Origin of the sequence: Pseudomonas sp. R1-18, assembly GCF_051132095.1 — a bacterium.
Classification (GTDB): Bacteria; Pseudomonadota; Gammaproteobacteria; order Pseudomonadales; family Pseudomonadaceae; genus Aquipseudomonas.
The window spans coordinates 246,196-262,137 of the sequence record NZ_CP071658.1; the positions used below are offsets into that span (position 1 = coordinate 246,196).

The window sequence follows — 15,942 nt, forward strand, 5'->3', positions numbered from 1 at the left end:
GAGCACGGGGCTTATGGATACTATGCACGCCATGCGCATACCTACCGATCACCCGCTGCTGCTCCAGATAGTCGACGACCTCGCCACTCGTGGCTGGTCCCAGCAGGATATTTTCCTGCCCGAAAGTCTGACCCGTGAACTGGCGCAAGAGTGCCGCAAACGTGCAGCCCAAGGCGAGCTTGAGCCTGCCGGGATCGGAAGAGGCGTGGCCCAGGAAGTGCGCGAGGGCATTCGCGGGGATCGCATTCAGTGGCTTGAGCCTGGACAGGCCGAGTGCTGCGACCACTACATGGAATTGATGGATAGCCTGCGGCTGGCGTTGAATCGCGGCCTGTTTCTGGGGCTTGAGGATTTCGAAAGCCACTTCGCCCAATACCCGCCGGGAGCCTTCTACCTGCGCCATGTCGACCGCTTTCGCGATGATGACAAGCGTATGGTTTCAGCGGTGCTGTACCTCAATGACGCCTGGCTGCCGGATCATGGCGGCCAGTTGCGCATGTACCTCAAGGATGACGTGGTGCGCGACGTGCAGCCGGTCGGGGGCAGTCTGGTGGTGTTTCTGTCGGGCGAGGTGCCGCATGAGGTGCTGCCGGCTACGCGGGATCGGCTGTCACTTACCGGCTGGTTCAGGCGACGGGGCAATGATTTGTTCGTGTGAAGTTCTGCCCGCGACTGCGATGCCACATCGGTGAGATTTTTTGTGGGAGGCAGCTTGCTGGCGACGGCGGAGTGTCAGTCACTACTGGGCAGGAAGGTATGTTGCAGTCGCGGGCAAGCGCGCTCCTACCATCGTTTCAGGAGAGCCAGGGCGGCGAGATTTTTTGTGGGAGGCAGCTTGCTGGCGACGGCGGGGTGTCAGTCACTACTGGGCAAGACGGTATATCGCCGTCGCGAGCAAGCTCCATCCCACGGATTCGGTGACCACCTTTAAGCGCAAAAGGAGACCCGAAGGTCTCCTTTTTTATGTGCGTCGAAAAAATCAGAACAGAACGCGGCTACGAATGGTGCCTTTGATCTGTTGCAGCTTCTCTTGCGCCAGGTCCGAGTACTCGGCATCGACGTCGATGACCACGTAGCCGACCTTCTCGTTGGTCTGCAGGAACTGACCGGAAATGTTGATGCCGTTTTCCGCAAAGACTTTGTTGATCTCGCTGAGCACGCCCGGGATGTTTTCGTGGATGTGCAGCAGGCGGTGCTTGCCGGGGTGAGCAGGCAGGGCAACTTCCGGGAAGTTGACCGACGACACCGAAGTACCGTTGTCGCTGTACTTGACCAGTTTCTCCGCGACTTCCAGACCAATGTTGGCCTGGGCTTCGGCAGTGGAGCCGCCGATGTGTGGAGTCAGGATCACGTTGTCCAGGCCACGCAGCGGGCTTTCGAAGATGTCGTCGTTGGAGCGCGGCTCGACCGGGAACACGTCAATGGCCGCGCCGATCAGGTGTTTGTCCTTGATCGCGTCCGCCAGAGCGTCGAGCTCGACCACAGTACCGCGCGCAGCGTTGATCAGGATGGCGCCTTTCTTCATGGCACGGATTTCCTTCTCGCCGATCATCCACTGGGTTTCCGAAGTTTCCGGAACGTGCAGAGTGACGATGTCGGACATGCCCAGCAGCTCGGTCAGGCTGGCCACCTGAGTGGCGTTGCCCAGCGGCAGCTTGGTCAGCGTGTCATAGAAGTAGACCTGCATGCCCAGACCTTCGGCCAGGACCGACAACTGGGTGCCGATCGAGCCGTAGCCGATGATGCCCAGCTTCTTGCCGCGGATTTCAAACGAGTTGGCCGCGCTCTTGATCCAGCCGCCACGGTGGCAGGACGCATTTTTCTCGGGGATGCCACGCAGCAGCAGGATGGCTTCGGCCAGAACCAGTTCGGCCACCGAGCGCGTGTTGGAATACGGCGCGTTGAACACCGCGATACCGCGCTCGCGCGCTGCGTTGAGGTCAACCTGGTTGGTGCCGATGCAGAAGCAGCCGACCGCGACCAGTTTCTTTGCGCAATCGAACAGCTCTTCGGTCAACTGAGTACGGGAGCGGATACCGATGAAGTGGGCGTCGGCAATCTTTTCCTTCAGCTCGGCTTCCGGCAGCGACTTGGTGTGGTATTCGATGCTGGTGTAACCGGCGGCCTTGAGGACGTCGACGGCGGATTGGTGGACGCCTTCGAGAAGAAGGAACTTGATCTTGCTCTTGTCGAGGGAAGTCTTGCTCATCTGCGTAAACCTGTGTCCCGGAGAAATTGGCAGGGGGCCGGATCGGCCATAGGCACGATTCACGGGGGTCGTATGCTAGCATAAGGACCCCGCGAAACCTCATTCCTGAACGTGAACCGTTCTCAGGATGCCCATGAATGGTTCGAGAGTTGAGTCGATGGACAATCCCGTTTTGATTGACGAGCTGAAGGCCCTTGTCGACCCCGGCAAGGTGCTGACCGATACCGCCTCGCTGGAGAACTATGGCAAGGACTGGACCAAACAGTTCGCGCCGGCCCCCAGCGCCATCGTATTTCCGAAGACCACCGAGCAAGTCCAGGCCATCGTGCGCTGGGCCAACGAGCGCCGTGTCGCCTTGGTGCCATCGGGCGGTCGCACCGGATTGTCTGCTGCCGCGGTGGCCGCCAACGGCGAAGTCGTGGTGTCCTTCGACTATATGAATCAGGTGCTCGATCTCAACCTCACAGACCGCACGGTCGTGTGCCAGCCAGGTGTCATCACCCGCCAGCTGCAGGCTCTGGCAGAGGAAAACGGCTTGTATTACCCGGTGGATTTCGCGTCATCGGGTTCCAGTCAGATCGGCGGCAACATTGGCACCAACGCCGGTGGGATCAAGGTGATTCGCTACGGCATGACCCGCAACTGGGTTGCGGGCCTCAAGGTTGTCACCGGCAAGGGCGACGTGCTGGAACTCAACAAAGACCTGATCAAGAACGCCACCGGCTACGACATGCGCCAGTTGTTCATCGGCTCCGAAGGTACGCTGGGTTTCGTGGTCGAGGCGACCATGCGTCTGGACCGGGCTCCGCGCAACCTGACCGCGATGGTGCTGGGCACGGCTGACTTCAACTCCATCATGCCGGTGCTGCACGCCTTCCACGGCAAGATCGACCTGACGGCTTTCGAGTTCTTTTCCGACAAGTCCTTCGCTCGCGTCATGGCGCGTGGCGACGTGCCGTCCCCGTTCGATACGCCGTGTCCGTTCTACGTCCTGCTTGAGTTTGAGGCCGCAACGCCTGAGCTGGCCGAGGACGCGCTGGCAACCTTCGAACACTGTGTCGAGCAGGGTTGGGTGCTTGACGGCGTTATGAGTCAGAGCGAACAGCAGCTACGCAACCTGTGGAAGCTGCGCGAATACATCTCCGAAACCATCTCCCACTTCACGCCCTACAAGAACGACATCTCGGTTACCGTCTCCAAAGTGCCCGAGTTTCTTGCCGAGATCGATGCGATTGTCAGCGAACACTATCCGGACTTCGAAGTGCTCTGGTATGGCCACATCGGCGACGGCAACCTGCACCTGAACATTCTCAAACCCCAGGACCTGGACAAGAACGAGTTCTTCGTCAAATGCGCCAGAGTCAATAAATGGGTGTTCGAAACCGTCGAGAAGTACAACGGGTCGATTTCCGCCGAACACGGTGTGGGGATGACCAAACGTGATTACCTGACGTACAGTCGCTCGCCGGTGGAAATCGAATATATGAAAGCCTTGAAGGCGGTCTTCGACCCCAACGGGATCATGAACCCCGGCAAGATTTTCCCGCTTTGATCTTAGTGTCCTAATAAAAACCATATCCAGAAGACCCAGGAGACGTCATGAGCTACCAGCACAAATATGTCGATGGAACGAGCATCCACTTCCCGCTGGGTAAAGTGGTCTGCATCGGTCGCAACTATGCCGAGCATGCCAAGGAGCTGGGCAATCCGGTGCCGACCGAGCCGCTGATCTTCATGAAGCCGGGGAGCTGCGTGGTGGCACTGGAAGGCGGTTTCAGCATTCCGGCCGACCGTGGTGTGGTGCATTACGAAGCCGAGATCGTCGTGCTGATCGGCAAGCCGCTGAGCAAGAAGCCCTCGGCCGAGGAAGTCATCGATGCCATCAGCGGTTTTGCGCCGGGCCTGGATCTGACCCTGCGTGACGTCCAGTCGCGTTTGCGCGAGAAAGGCCTGCCGTGGGAGCTGGCCAAGTGTTTTGACGGGGCTGCGGTGATCGCGCCGTTCGTGCCAGCTGAAACCTATCCGGATCTGACCGATATCGGCATACGCCTGACCATCAACGACAAGGTCGTGCAGGATGGCAACAGCAGCCTGATGCTCAACCCGATCGTGCCGATGATTCAGCACATGGCCGCCAACTTCTCGCTGCAGGCCGGCGACATCATCATGACCGGTACCCCGGCCGGTGTAGGGCCGTTCCAGGCCGGCGACCAGATCGTGCTGGAGCTGACCGGTCATAGCCGATACGAAACCGTCGTTCGCTAAGGCCTGCTTTCAGCGTCTGGAACTGCCTGAGGGAGTACCGTCAGGCGGTTTTTTTGCCTTTGCAAGGCGCATCCGACCAATTGGCGTTTTTTTCACAATCGATCTGGATAATCCTGCCAGCTCTCCGCTGGAGAGTTTCGTCGTAGTGACGTCAAACCCGCCTGGAAACAGTTAATGACTACTGCTAGCTCATCTCCGCCCGCTCGCCGGTCGAGGTTCGCTCGAATCCGGAATCTGCGCTGGTATTCCTGGGTATTTCTGGTTGTTGTGCTTGGCTATGCGCTGGCTTTCCTCATGCATTGGGATGATCGTGCAATGCTCTGGCTACAAGAAGGTTTCCAGACCAAAGCCGAGCGCAAGGCCAGCATCTGGCTACCTGACTACCATGTCGCGATAGACGCCAAGGTGCTGCCGGGCATGAAAGAGTACGAAGCCTCGGATCTGTCCTATAACCCTGCGACCAAGACTCTGTTTGCAGTGATGGGCAAGAAGCCGTTCCTTGTAGAGCTGAGCCTGACCGGCGATGTGCTGCGCGAAATTCCTTTATCGGGGTGGAGCAACCCTGAAGGTGTTGCCGTACTCAACGACGGGCTGATCGCAATCACTGATGAGCGTCAGCACCTGCTGACCATTTCCAGGGTAACCGCCGACACGACAGAGCTGGAAATCGCCGACGCCCAGAAGTACGACCTCGGTACTTCGGACAACCAGAACAAGGGTTTCGAGGGTGTGGCCTGGGACCCGGCACGGCAACAGTTACTGCTTGGCGAAGAGCGGCCGGCGGAGATCTTCACCTGGAAAAGTGATGGTGGTCGGATTCTCACCGGCAACAAACGCAGTGTGTCGAGCAATGAACTGGACGTGCGTAATCTGTCGTCGCTGAGCATCGACCCTCGCACCGGTCATACTCTGGTGCTCTCCGCTGATTCGCATCTGCTGCTGGAGCTGGATGAAGAGGGCAGACAGGTCAGTTTCATGACGTTGTTGGGCGGCATGAACGGCCTTGCCGACACGATACCGCGCGCGGAAGGCGTAGCCCTCGATGAAGAAGGGACGTTGTACATAGTCAGCGAACCGAACCTGTTCTATTCCTATCGCAAGCACTGACGTGCCCCAGCGTGCCGGACAAGGCATAAAGCCATTAAGCGTGGGTTCATTTTGGCATGCTATTCATGCTGGCTGATCAAACTGTGAGCTTATGTAATGCGTCGCCTCAACCGATATTCACTGCTCGTTCTCGTCCTGGCTGTTCTGATTGCGCTGCTGTTCGTTGTTGATCGCAGATACCGTTTCACAGAGCGTGCTGTGTTCAATTGGCAGATGTTCTGGCAATCGGAGTCCCGCGAAGTCATTGCTCTGGGCCAGTATCGCGCGGTCATTGAAGCGCAGCCCATCGAAGGGCTGGAAGATGACGTTTCGGCTCTGAGTTACGACCCGGACCGTAAAAGTCTTTTTACCGTCACCAACCAGCGCAATGCCATTGCGGAGTTGAGCCTGGACGGCCGTACTCTTCGCCGAATCCCCTTGATCGGTTTTGGCGACTCGGAAGCGATCGAGTACATCAGCCCCGGCGTCTACGTCATCAGCGATGAGCGCCGCCAGCGGTTGATCAAGGTGCAGATTGACGACGCCACACAATCGCTCGACGCTGCGACCGCCGAACAGTTGACGTTGGGTATCGATGCCGGCGGCAACAAAGGGTACGAGGGTCTTGCCTACGATTCCAAGGGCAAGCGGCTGTTCATCGCCAAAGAGCGCGAGCCGGTACAGATCATTGAAGTGAGGGGTTTTCCGAAGGTAGGGGGCGATGCGCCCGACATCGTAGAAGTGACGGCGGACCGCAAACGCAACGCGCGGCTGTTCGTCAGAGACCTGTCGAGCCTTCAGTTCGACGAGCGAAGCGGCCATCTGCTGGCGTTGTCGGACGAGTCGAAGCAGATCGTGGAACTGGACACCGAAGGGCATCCAGTAGGGAGCGGTTCACTGGCTGGCGGCAGTATGGGCCTGAGCAAAAGCGTGCCTCAGGCCGAAGGCATCGCCATGGATGACCAGGGCACCCTGTATCTGGTCAGCGAACCGAACCTGTTCTACGTGTTTCGCAAGCCCTGAACGTCGACACGCTCTGTGGGAGCTTGGTTGCCCGTGGGAGATTCTATGTTTGGGGGGTAGCCCTAAACCGCCCTCGGGCAGAAACTTCTGGTGCCCGCGATCCGCTTTTGATTCTGCCCGCAGGGCGTGGGAGTGAGCTGGCTCGCGATCTGGCGCGTAGCGGCAGTAATCCTGGCGACCTTGTTTATACCGCATGAACCATCTTGCTGCCGGTTCCCGGCAGATCGCAGGCAAGCCAGCTCCTACAGTTCGTGCAGCGCTGCGGTTCTTGTGGGAGCTTGCTGTGGGCGGCGATCCGACGATCTGCCGCGCAGCGGCAGCAGACCCTGCCCACCCGGACACGTCAGGCTGATAACGGTGCCGCACGTCCAGCAAGTAGCGTCTCAGCGAGTCAGTGTCTTCACACCTTCAGCAGTGCCAAGCAACAGCAGATCTGCCGGACGCGCCGCGAACAGGCCATTGGTCACCACGCCGACAATGGCATTGATCTGTGCCTCCAGTTCGACCGGATTGATGATGTTCATGTTATGCACATCAAGAATGATGTTGCCGTTATCGGTCAGAACACCTTCGCGATAAACCGGATCGCCACCCAGCTTTACCAACTGACGCGCCACGTGACTGCGGGCCATTGGAATGACTTCCACCGGTAACGGGAAAGCGCCCAGCACTGGAACCAGCTTGCTGCCGTCGGCGATGCAGATGAAGGTTTCGGCCACGGCGGCGACGATCTTCTCGCGCGTCAACGCCGCGCCGCCGCCCTTGATCAGGTGCAGGTGCTCGTCGCTTTCGTCGGCACCGTCGATGTAGAACTCCAGATTGCTGACTGTATTGAGCTCATAAACCGGAATGCCGTGGCCCTTCAGGCGCGCAGCGGTGGCCTCGGAGCTGGCGACCGCGCCATCGAATGCTGCCTTGTGCCTGGCCAGCGCGTCGATGAAGCAATTGGCAGTGGAGCCGGTGCCGACGCCGATGATGCTCTTGTCATCAAGCTTCGGAAGGATGAAATCGACAGCGGCTTGGGCGACTGCCTGTTTGAGCTGATCCTGGGTCATGCGGGCTCCGAGGTGCCTTGAGCGATTGTAAAAGCGCGCTTGCCCGCGACCGTCCGTACAGCGTTCGCAGATTTGCGAGCGCTTCGCACTCGGTCGCGGGCAAGCGCGCTCCTGCAGGGAGGTAGTTTGCGAAGGCCGGCATTATAACCAGGTTCGGTTGTGCCGCGACGGCAAGAAACCTAGACTTCGAACCCCGCCTCAGTTGCCAGCGATGACGCCCCGATGCTCGAACAGTACGTCAAGAAGATCCTCACCTCCCGCGTCTACGACGTCGCCGTCGAAACCCCGCTGCATGGCGCGCGTCAGCTGTCCGAGCGGCTTGGCAACCAGGTGCTGCTCAAGCGTGAAGACCTGCAGCCGGTGTTTTCCTTCAAGATCCGCGGGGCCTACAACAAGCTGGCGCAGCTCTCGCCTGAAGAACTGGCGCGGGGCGTGGTGACCGCCTCGGCGGGCAACCATGCGCAGGGGCTGGCGCTGGCTGCCCGGCAACTGGGCATTGCCGCCACCATCGTGATGCCCAAGACCACGCCCGAGATCAAGGTCGAAGGCGTGCGCTCGCGTGGCGCGCAGGTGCTGCTGCACGGGGATTCGTTTCCCGAGGCGCTGGCCCATTCGCTGAAGCTGGTCGATGAACAGGGCCTGGTGTACATCCACCCCTACGACGATCCCGACACCATTGCCGGACAGGGCACGGTGGCCATGGAAATCCTGCGCCAGCAGCCCGGCGCGCTGGACGCGATCTTCGTGCCGGTGGGCGGCGGCGGTCTGATTGCGGGCATTGCGGCGTACGTCAAATACCTGCGTCCGGAGATCCGCATCATCGGCGTCGAGCCGGACGACTCCAACTGCCTGCAGGCCGCCATGGCGGCGGGCGAGCGCGTGGTGCTCAGCCAGGTCGGGCTGTTTGCCGACGGCGTGGCGGTGGCGCAGATCGGCCATCACACGTTTGAAGTGTGCCGCCAGTATGTCGACGAGGTGATCACCGTGAGCACCGACGAGATCTGCGCGGCGATCAAGGACATCTACGACGACACCCGCTCGATCACCGAACCGGCCGGCGCGCTGGGCGTGGCCGGGATCAAGAAGTACGTCGAGCAGCGCGGCATCAGCGGCCAGACCCTGGTGGCCATCGACTCAGGCGCCAACGTCAACTTCGACCGCCTGCGCCACGTCGCCGAACGCGCCGAGCTGGGCGAAGGTCGCGAAGCCATCATCGCGGTGACCATTCCCGAGCAGCCGGGCAGCTTCAAGGCGTTCTGCCAGGCCATCGGCAAGCGGCAGATCACCGAATTCAACTACCGCTACCACACCGACCGCGAGGCGCACATCTTCGTCGGCGTGCAGACCCACCCGGTCACCGACCCAAAGCATGCGTTGATCGCCAGCCTCACCGGCCAGGGCTTTCCGGTGCTGGACCTGACCGACAACGAGCTGGCCAAGCTGCACATCCGCCACATGGTCGGCGGGCATGCCGAGCGGGTCAGCGATGAAGTGGTGCTGCGTTTCGAATTCCCCGAGCGGCCGGGGGCGCTGTTCAACTTCCTCAACCGGCTGGGCGGGCGCTGGACCATTTCGATGTTCCACTACCGCAACCACGGCGCCGCCGACGGCCGTGTGGTCGCCGGGCTGGTGGTGCCGGAAGACGAACGCCACCTGGTCGGTCAGGCGCTGGACGAGATCGGCTACCCGTATTGGGATGAAACCCATAATCCGGCGTATCGGTTGTTTTTGGGGTAATGCTCCCGCCCTAGACGCCGCAGTACCAGTGGGAGGGAGCTTGCTCGCGACGAGGCCGACACATTCACAACACAGGTACCGGTCGAAAATACGCCGTCGCGAGCAAGCTCCCTCCCACAGAGGACCGCGCGCATTCGCAGAGGCCAGGCTACCTGGATATCTCCGTCCTGCTGCTAAACTCTATCGGGCTCGATCTGGAAGGAGTGTTTTGCCATGGACCTGATCATTGCTCTGAAAACCCTGCATATAGCCGCCATCGCCACTGTGCTGCTCAGTGTTCTCGGGCTCGCCGGTGGGTTGGTCAAAATTCGCGCGGCGCACGACGCTGACGCGCACACCCGCTTTCTGCAACGCCCTCTGCTATTCGCCTGGATTCTGATGGCGGTGGCTCTGGCGATTCTGCCGTTTACTGGCTGGTGGCTGGTGCATCTGGTCGGAATGTCGCTGGGGCAGACGTGGATTCTCGCCAGCAGTCTGCTCTATACCCTGGCCATATTCAGCTGGGTATGGCTGGTCACACGGCTCAACCGTCTGCGGTTGGGTACCACCACGGATAATGCTCGCTTCACTTGGGCTCTGGCCGTCGTCTGCGCCGTGTGTTTCGTGGCGATTGCCGGCCTGATGGGGCTCAGGCCGGCCTGAACGACCGTTATTTGCGCAGGGTGATGACCGGCCAGCCGCGTTTCTCGGCTTCGGCACGCAGTTTAGGGTCCGGATCCACCGCGACCGGGTTGGCGACCTGTTCCAGCAGCGGCAGATCGTTCAGCGAGTCGCTGTAGAAATAACTGTCGTCCAGGCTCAACCCGCTTTCTTCAAGCCACATGTTCAGGCGCGTCACCTTGCCTTCGCGGAAGCATGGCACGCCGGTGGTCCGGCCTGTGTAGTGTCCGCCCGCCACCTCGCATTCGGTGGCCAGCAGCGTTTCGATGCCCAGACGCTCGACGATCGGACCGGTCACGAAACGATTGGTGGCCGTGATGACCACCAGTTTGTCGCCCGCCTCGCGGTGCCGGGCGATCAGCTCCAGCGCCTTGGGCAGAATGATCGGCTCGATGCAGTCGCGCATGAAATCGCGGTGCCATTCATCCAGTTGCGCCATTTCGGTACGGCCAAGGATTTCCAGGGTGAAGTTCAGGTAGTCGGTCAGGTTCAGCGTGCCGGCCAGATAGTCCTGGTAGAACTCGTCATTGCGGGTTTTGTAGGTGGCGGTATCAAGGATGCCGCGCTCGCACAGGTAATCTCCCCAGGCGTGGTCGCTGTCACCACCCAGAAGCGTGTTGTCGAGGTCGAATAGAGCCAGGCGCATGCGGTTACTCGCTGAAATTTCTGAAGAAAGAGGCCAAGAATACGAGGTTTTCACAAGTCTTCACATAAGGTGCTAAGCCTCGTTGCTGGTTTGATCGCCTTTGTGGAACAATGCGGCGACATGCGTTTGCGAGGTTGTTGCCGTGATCGACCCCGATGGTTTCCGTCCTAATGTCGGGATTATTCTGACAAACGATGCTGGTCAGGTCTTATGGGCTCGGCGTATTAACCAAGATGCCTGGCAGTTTCCGCAGGGTGGTATCAACCCGCAGGAGACGCCGGAAGACGCGCTCTACCGTGAGCTGAACGAAGAGGTCGGACTCGAACGACAGGATGTGGAAATCCTCGCCTGTACCCGAGGCTGGCTGCGCTATCGTCTGCCGCAACGACTGGTCCGTACTCATAGCCAACCGCTGTGCATCGGTCAAAAGCAAAAATGGTTTCTCCTGCGCCTGATCTCCAACGAGCAGCGGGTGCGGATGGATTTGACCGGGAAGCCGGAGTTCGATGGTTGGCGTTGGGTCAGCTATTGGTATCCGCTAGGCCAGGTGGTGACATTCAAGCGCGAGGTGTATCGACGCGCACTCAAAGAGCTTGCCCCGCGCCTTTTATCGCGCGACTGACACGGAGTTCGACCCAGAGCCATGCTCAATACGTTGCGCAAGATCGTCCAGGAAGTTAACTCCGCCAAGGATCTGAAGGCGGCGTTGGGCATTATTGTGCTACGGGTCAAGGAAGCCATGGGCAGCCAGGTCTGCTCGGTCTATCTGCTGGATCCCGAAACCAACCGTTTTGTGCTGATGGCGTCCGAAGGTCTGAACAAGCGCTCCATCGGCAAGGTCAGCATGGCGCCGAACGAAGGCCTGGTCGGCCTGGTCGGCACCCGCGAAGAACCCCTCAACCTCGAAAACGCCGCGGATCACCCGCGCTACCGCTACTTTGCCGAAACCGGCGAAGAGCGTTATGCATCTTTCCTGGGCGCGCCGATCATTCACCACCGCCGGGTCGTGGGCGTACTGGTAATCCAGCAGAAGGAACGTCGCCAGTTCGACGAAGGTGAAGAAGCCTTCCTGGTCACCATGAGTGCGCAGTTGGCCGGCGTTATTGCTCACGCCGAGGCGACCGGATCGATTCGCGGTCTGGGTCGTCAGGGCAAAGGCATTCAGGAAGCCAAATTCGTCGGCGTCCCCGGTTCGCCGGGCGCGGCGGTCGGTGTGGCGGTGGTGATGCTGCCGCCCGCCGATCTTGAAGTCGTCCCCGACAAGACGGTCACGGACATTGATGCCGAACTGGCGCTGTTCCAGAACGCGCTGGAAGGCGTACGCAGCGACATGCGCACCCTGTCCGCCAAGCTCGCCACGCAACTTCGCCCTGAAGAGCGTGCGTTATTCGATGTTTACCTGATGATGCTCGACGATGCCTCGCTGGGCAGTGAAGTCACCAACGTCATCAAGACCGGCCAGTGGGCACAAGGTGCGTTGCGCTCGGTGGTCAACGAACACGTCAAACGCTTCGAGCTGATGGATGATGCTTACCTGCGCGAGCGCGCCTCCGACGTCAAGGACCTCGGTCGCCGCCTGCTGGCTTATCTTCAGGAAGCGCGGCAGCAGGCGCTGGTCTACCCCGACAACACGATTCTGGTCAGCGAAGAACTGTCGCCGGCCATGCTGGGTGAAGTGCCGGAGGGTAAGCTGGTCGGCCTGGTTTCGGTCCAGGGCTCGGGCAACTCCCATGTCGCGATTCTCGCGCGGGCCATGGGCATTCCGACGGTTATGGGTCTGGTCGACTTTCCTTATTCCAAGGTCGACGGTATCGATCTGATTGTAGACGGGTATCACGGTGAAGTGTTCACCAACCCCAGCGACATCATGCGCAAGCAGTTCACCAAGGTGGTGGAGGAAGAGCGCCAGCTGTCCGAAGGGCTGGATGCCCTGCGTGAGCTGCCCTGCGTAACCCTTGATGGCCATCGCATGCCGCTCTGGGTCAACACCGGCCTGCTTGCCGACGTCGCGCGCGCTCAGCAGCGCGGTGCCGAAGGCGTCGGGCTGTACCGCACCGAAGTGCCGTTCATGATCAACCAGCGCTTTCCCAGCGAGAAAGAACAGCTGGCGATCTACCGCGAACAGCTGGTCGCTTTCCATCCGCTGCCGGTCACGATGCGTAGTCTGGATATCGGCGGCGACAAGGCTCTGTCCTACTTTCCGATCAAGGAAGAAAACCCGTTCCTGGGCTGGCGGGGCATTCGCGTCACCCTCGATCACCCGGAGATCTTTCTGGTCCAGACCCGCGCCATGCTCAAGGCCAGCGAGGGTCTGAACAACCTGCGCATCCTGCTGCCGATGATTTCCAGCACCCACGAAGTGGAAGAAGCGCTGCACCTCATCCATCGGGCATGGGGCGAAGTGCGCGACGAAGGCACCGACGTGCCGATGCCACCGGTCGGGGTGATGATCGAAGTGCCGGCGGCGGTCTACCAGACCCGAGATCTGGCGCGTCAGGTGGACTTCCTGTCAGTGGGCTCCAACGACCTCACGCAATATCTGCTGGCGGTCGACCGCAATAACCCGCGCGTCGCCGATCTGTACGACTATCTGCATCCCGCCGTGCTGCAAGCCCTGCAAAGCGTGGTGCGTGATGCCCATGCCGAAGGCAAGCCGATCAGCATCTGCGGCGAAATGGCGGGTGACCCCGCAGCCGCAGTGCTGTTGATGGCGATGGGGTTCGATAGTCTGTCTATGAACGCCACCAACCTGCCCAAAGTAAAGTGGATGCTGCGTCAGATCCATCTGAGCAAGGCCAAGGAGCTGTTGGCGCAATTGATGACCAACGACAATCCGCAGGTCATCAGCAGTTCGCTTCAGCTGGCCCTGAAGAATCTGGGCCTGTCGCGGATGATCAATCCCGGCTCAGTCAAAGGGCACTAGCCGCGCCGCTCAGACCGCCGCCTTGCGCGGGTTGCGTCCGACCGGGCCGACCCGCTGTTCGATGCTGTGCTGCAAGGGTTTGAGCATTCCCAACAGAAACGCCAATTCAGCCACCACGAACAGCGGGCCGATGATCAGCCCGGAAAGATCGTCGACGAAAGCCGGTTTCCGGCCTTCGTAGTAATGGCCGATGAACTGAATCACCCAGCCCACCACGAATAACCCCACGCCCGCACCGAGCCAGGACCATGTCGTCTGCTGCGCCAGCAGCGCGCCGGCCCACACGCACAGCGCCAGAAGGGCAGCCATGATCAGGCCCAGCGAACGATCCAGCCGCAGGTAAAAGATTGTCGAAGCCAGCGCCACCAGCGCCGCAGGGGAAAGCCACCAGCCGGCGATTTCCCAGCCGGGGCGCGACAGCAGCACGGCCACGGCAAGCACTATCATCGGGATGCCTACGAAGTGGGTCACGATATTGCGAGAGTCACGGTGATAAGAAGCGTATTGACTGAGATGATCGACAAGGTTTTTCATTATTATTCCTGCCTGCAACGATGATCGGTCTGCATGTACCGTATCTTGTTGGCACCAAGGACGCTTGTGGAAAAAGGGAGCAAACATGACAAATGGAGTGTTGTGGCGGTCACGATTGATGGCCGATCACTGGTTTTCTCATCTGCCTGCCGGTTTGCAGGATAGCCTGCTGGAGGCGGCCCGCCAGCGGCGCAAGACGCCTGGCAAACTGCTGTTCTGCAAAGGCGACGCGCCATGCGGGCTTTACGCTCTGGTGGAAGGCACAGTGCGAATGGGCAGCGCCCACGAGCAGCGTCTCGCTCCGCGACTGGAGGACGTCAGGATCCCTTACTGGTTTGGTGAAGTCTCGCTTTTTGACGGGATGCCGCGCCGGCTGGATGCCGTTTCGCTCGACCAGACCATCTTTTTGCATGTCCCGCAGAGCGCCTTGTTGGAAATCCTCGATAAGCACCCCGAATACTGGGGGCCGCTGGCTGCGCTGTTGAGCCGCAAGCTGGGCCTGCCGCTGCTGCGTCCGGAGAAAATCCGGCTGCTGCCCGCCAGAGCGCAAGTCGCGTGGCGTTTGCTGATGCTGTGCGAAGGCTACGGCGTGCTGAGCCACGCGAGACGCTTGATCCGGCTGGAAGAGATCGAAGCAGGCGCGACTTTGGCCCTGTCTGGAACCGAGTTGCTCGACGTCTTGAAGGATCTGCAGGAGCGCAAGATTGTGCGGATGATTGAAGGGCAGCTTGAAGTTTTTGACGTGGACAAGCTACGCAAAGTGGCGAATCTCTCCAAAGCACCAGCGCTCAGCTGCTCGACGAACAGCGCGTGATCAGCGCGTCATCTCGCGGCGGTATTGCTCCGGCGTCAGGCCGGTCCAGCGTTTGAAGGCGCGACTGAGGCTGTCGGTGTCCGCGAAACCGAGTAGCCCGGCGACTTCACTGAGCGAACTGTGCGGGTCACTCATATGCAGGAGCGCCAGGTTCTGCCGGCACTGGTTGAGCAACAGGTCATAACGACAGCCTTCGTCCGCCAGATGCCGTTGCAGGCTGCGCGTAGTCAGGCCCAGTGCTTCGGCGATGCTTTGCGCCGAAGGCTCGCCTTCGGGCAGCAGGTTTTCGATGGCACCTCGAACACGCCGCTCCCAGCCGATCGCAGGCGGCTGCTCGTCCTCGCCAGATGGCTGAGGGCTGTCGTCGAGGTGGCTTTCGAAGCCTGCGCTGGCGAACTCCAATCGGTTGTACTGCGATGAGAAATACAGCGGCGCACGGAACATTTCATGCCACGGCTGTGGATTCTTCGGCGCATCGCGCTGTAGATGCACCGCCAACGGTACATAACCTCTACCCAGGCGGTTGCGGCAGGTCCGCAAGTAAATCGCGGCAAACGCATCCATCACTTCGTTGGCGTGAGGGGCGCAGCCGGGCGGCGCGTGAAAGTCGAATTCATAACGATCGTCGGCGCGCTTGAGGTCCAGAGCCAACGAATCCTCGGCGGACGAGTGATAACGCACAATCCGTTCAAAGACTTCGCGCAGTGACCCACTGGCGACCAGCGTGTAGCCCAGCGCATGAAACGTGGCTGGGCTCACAAAGCGCGACACGCGCAGACCCAGCGCGGGATCGTTGCTGGCCTCGATTGCCAACCGCCAGAGCTGCAGCGTTGCGCTCAGAGGGAACGCGGTGTGCGAGTTGTCGGCCTGAGCGGGATCGATCCCCGCTGCCCGGCAAAGGGCGGCGCTGTCCAGGTCCAGCGCATCCAGTTGCTTGCACAACGCGCGCGTCCAGTTGGCGAGGCTGCTTGGCTCAGGCATCCGGGCAAA

The 15,942-nt window shown here is 60.3% G+C and carries 15 protein-coding genes; 10 read left to right on the forward strand and 5 right to left on the reverse strand.

Annotation, left to right across the window (positions count from 1 at the left end; genetic code table 11):
* Positions 1-22 precede the first annotated feature (22 nt).
* On the forward strand, positions 23-658 hold the full coding sequence (locus tag J3P77_RS01110) for a 2OG-Fe(II) oxygenase (protein ID WP_434681823.1): 636 nt from the start codon (positions 23-25) through the stop codon (positions 656-658).
* 321 nt (positions 659-979) lie between these two features.
* On the opposite strand, the gene serA is transcribed toward J3P77_RS01110, so the two are convergent.
* A complete protein-coding gene (gene serA, locus J3P77_RS01115) occupies positions 980-2,209 on the reverse strand; it encodes a phosphoglycerate dehydrogenase (protein WP_434679043.1) in 1,230 nt (409 codons plus the stop codon).
* Positions 2,210-2,366: 157 nt separating this feature from the next.
* Between serA and J3P77_RS01120 the strand changes: the two genes are divergently transcribed.
* The 4 genes from J3P77_RS01120 (at position 2,367) to J3P77_RS01135 (ending at position 6,583) form a co-directional block, all read left to right on the forward strand.
* Complete coding sequence (locus J3P77_RS01120; protein WP_434679045.1) at positions 2,367-3,761, forward strand: FAD-binding oxidoreductase; 1,395 nt, start codon at positions 2,367-2,369, stop codon at positions 3,759-3,761.
* A gap of 47 nt (positions 3,762-3,808) precedes the next feature.
* The gene (locus J3P77_RS01125; RefSeq protein WP_434679046.1) at positions 3,809-4,474 is read left to right on the forward strand and encodes a fumarylacetoacetate hydrolase family protein; all 666 of its coding nucleotides are present in this window, start codon (positions 3,809-3,811) and stop codon (positions 4,472-4,474) included.
* A gap of 174 nt (positions 4,475-4,648) precedes the next feature.
* Complete coding sequence (locus J3P77_RS01130; protein ID WP_434679047.1) at positions 4,649-5,581, forward strand: SdiA-regulated domain-containing protein; 933 nt, start codon at positions 4,649-4,651, stop codon at positions 5,579-5,581.
* A gap of 96 nt (positions 5,582-5,677) precedes the next feature.
* A complete protein-coding gene (locus J3P77_RS01135) occupies positions 5,678-6,583 on the forward strand; it encodes an SdiA-regulated domain-containing protein (RefSeq protein WP_434679048.1) in 906 nt (301 codons plus the stop codon).
* Between the two features lie 383 nt (positions 6,584-6,966).
* Here the strand turns inward: J3P77_RS01135 and rpiA are convergent, their stop codons facing one another.
* Positions 6,967-7,638 carry a ribose-5-phosphate isomerase RpiA gene (gene rpiA, locus J3P77_RS01140; protein ID WP_434679049.1) on the reverse strand — a complete coding sequence of 224 codons (672 nt, stop codon included), beginning with the start codon at positions 7,636-7,638 and terminating at the stop codon, positions 6,967-6,969.
* A 222-nt stretch (positions 7,639-7,860) separates the two neighbouring features.
* Between rpiA and ilvA the strand changes: the two genes are divergently transcribed.
* Positions 7,861-9,375, forward strand: coding sequence for a threonine ammonia-lyase, biosynthetic (gene ilvA, locus J3P77_RS01145; RefSeq protein ID WP_434679050.1), 1,515 nt, complete (start codon positions 7,861-7,863; stop codon positions 9,373-9,375).
* A gap of 213 nt (positions 9,376-9,588) precedes the next feature.
* On the forward strand, positions 9,589-10,017 hold the full coding sequence (locus J3P77_RS01150) for a DUF2269 family protein (protein WP_434679051.1): 429 nt from the start codon (positions 9,589-9,591) through the stop codon (positions 10,015-10,017).
* A gap of 7 nt (positions 10,018-10,024) precedes the next feature.
* Here J3P77_RS01150 and J3P77_RS01155 read toward each other — a convergent pair whose 3' ends face one another.
* A complete protein-coding gene (locus tag J3P77_RS01155) occupies positions 10,025-10,681 on the reverse strand; it encodes an HAD family hydrolase (RefSeq protein ID WP_434679052.1) in 657 nt (218 codons plus the stop codon).
* A 142-nt stretch (positions 10,682-10,823) separates the two neighbouring features.
* On the opposite strand from J3P77_RS01155, the gene J3P77_RS01160 reads away from it, so the two are divergent.
* Positions 10,824-11,303: an RNA pyrophosphohydrolase gene (locus J3P77_RS01160; RefSeq protein ID WP_434679054.1), complete on the forward strand. Its 480-nt coding sequence runs from the start codon at positions 10,824-10,826 to the stop codon at positions 11,301-11,303.
* Between the two features lie 21 nt (positions 11,304-11,324).
* Positions 11,325-13,604: a phosphoenolpyruvate--protein phosphotransferase gene (gene ptsP, locus J3P77_RS01165; protein ID WP_434679056.1), complete on the forward strand. Its 2,280-nt coding sequence runs from the start codon at positions 11,325-11,327 to the stop codon at positions 13,602-13,604.
* Positions 13,605-13,613: 9 nt separating this feature from the next.
* On the opposite strand, the gene J3P77_RS01170 is transcribed toward ptsP, so the two are convergent.
* Positions 13,614-14,138, reverse strand: coding sequence for a DUF962 domain-containing protein (locus J3P77_RS01170; protein ID WP_434679057.1), 525 nt, complete (start codon positions 14,136-14,138; stop codon positions 13,614-13,616).
* An 85-nt stretch (positions 14,139-14,223) separates the two neighbouring features.
* On the opposite strand from J3P77_RS01170, the gene J3P77_RS01175 reads away from it, so the two are divergent.
* Positions 14,224-14,952, forward strand: coding sequence for a Crp/Fnr family transcriptional regulator (locus J3P77_RS01175; protein ID WP_434679058.1), 729 nt, complete (start codon positions 14,224-14,226; stop codon positions 14,950-14,952).
* Here J3P77_RS01175 and J3P77_RS01180 read toward each other — a convergent pair whose 3' ends face one another.
* Positions 14,953-15,933 (reverse strand): AraC family transcriptional regulator, encoded by a 981-nt coding sequence (locus J3P77_RS01180; protein ID WP_434679060.1) that lies wholly within the window; start codon positions 15,931-15,933, stop codon positions 14,953-14,955.
* Between the last annotated feature and the right edge of the window lie 9 nt (positions 15,934-15,942).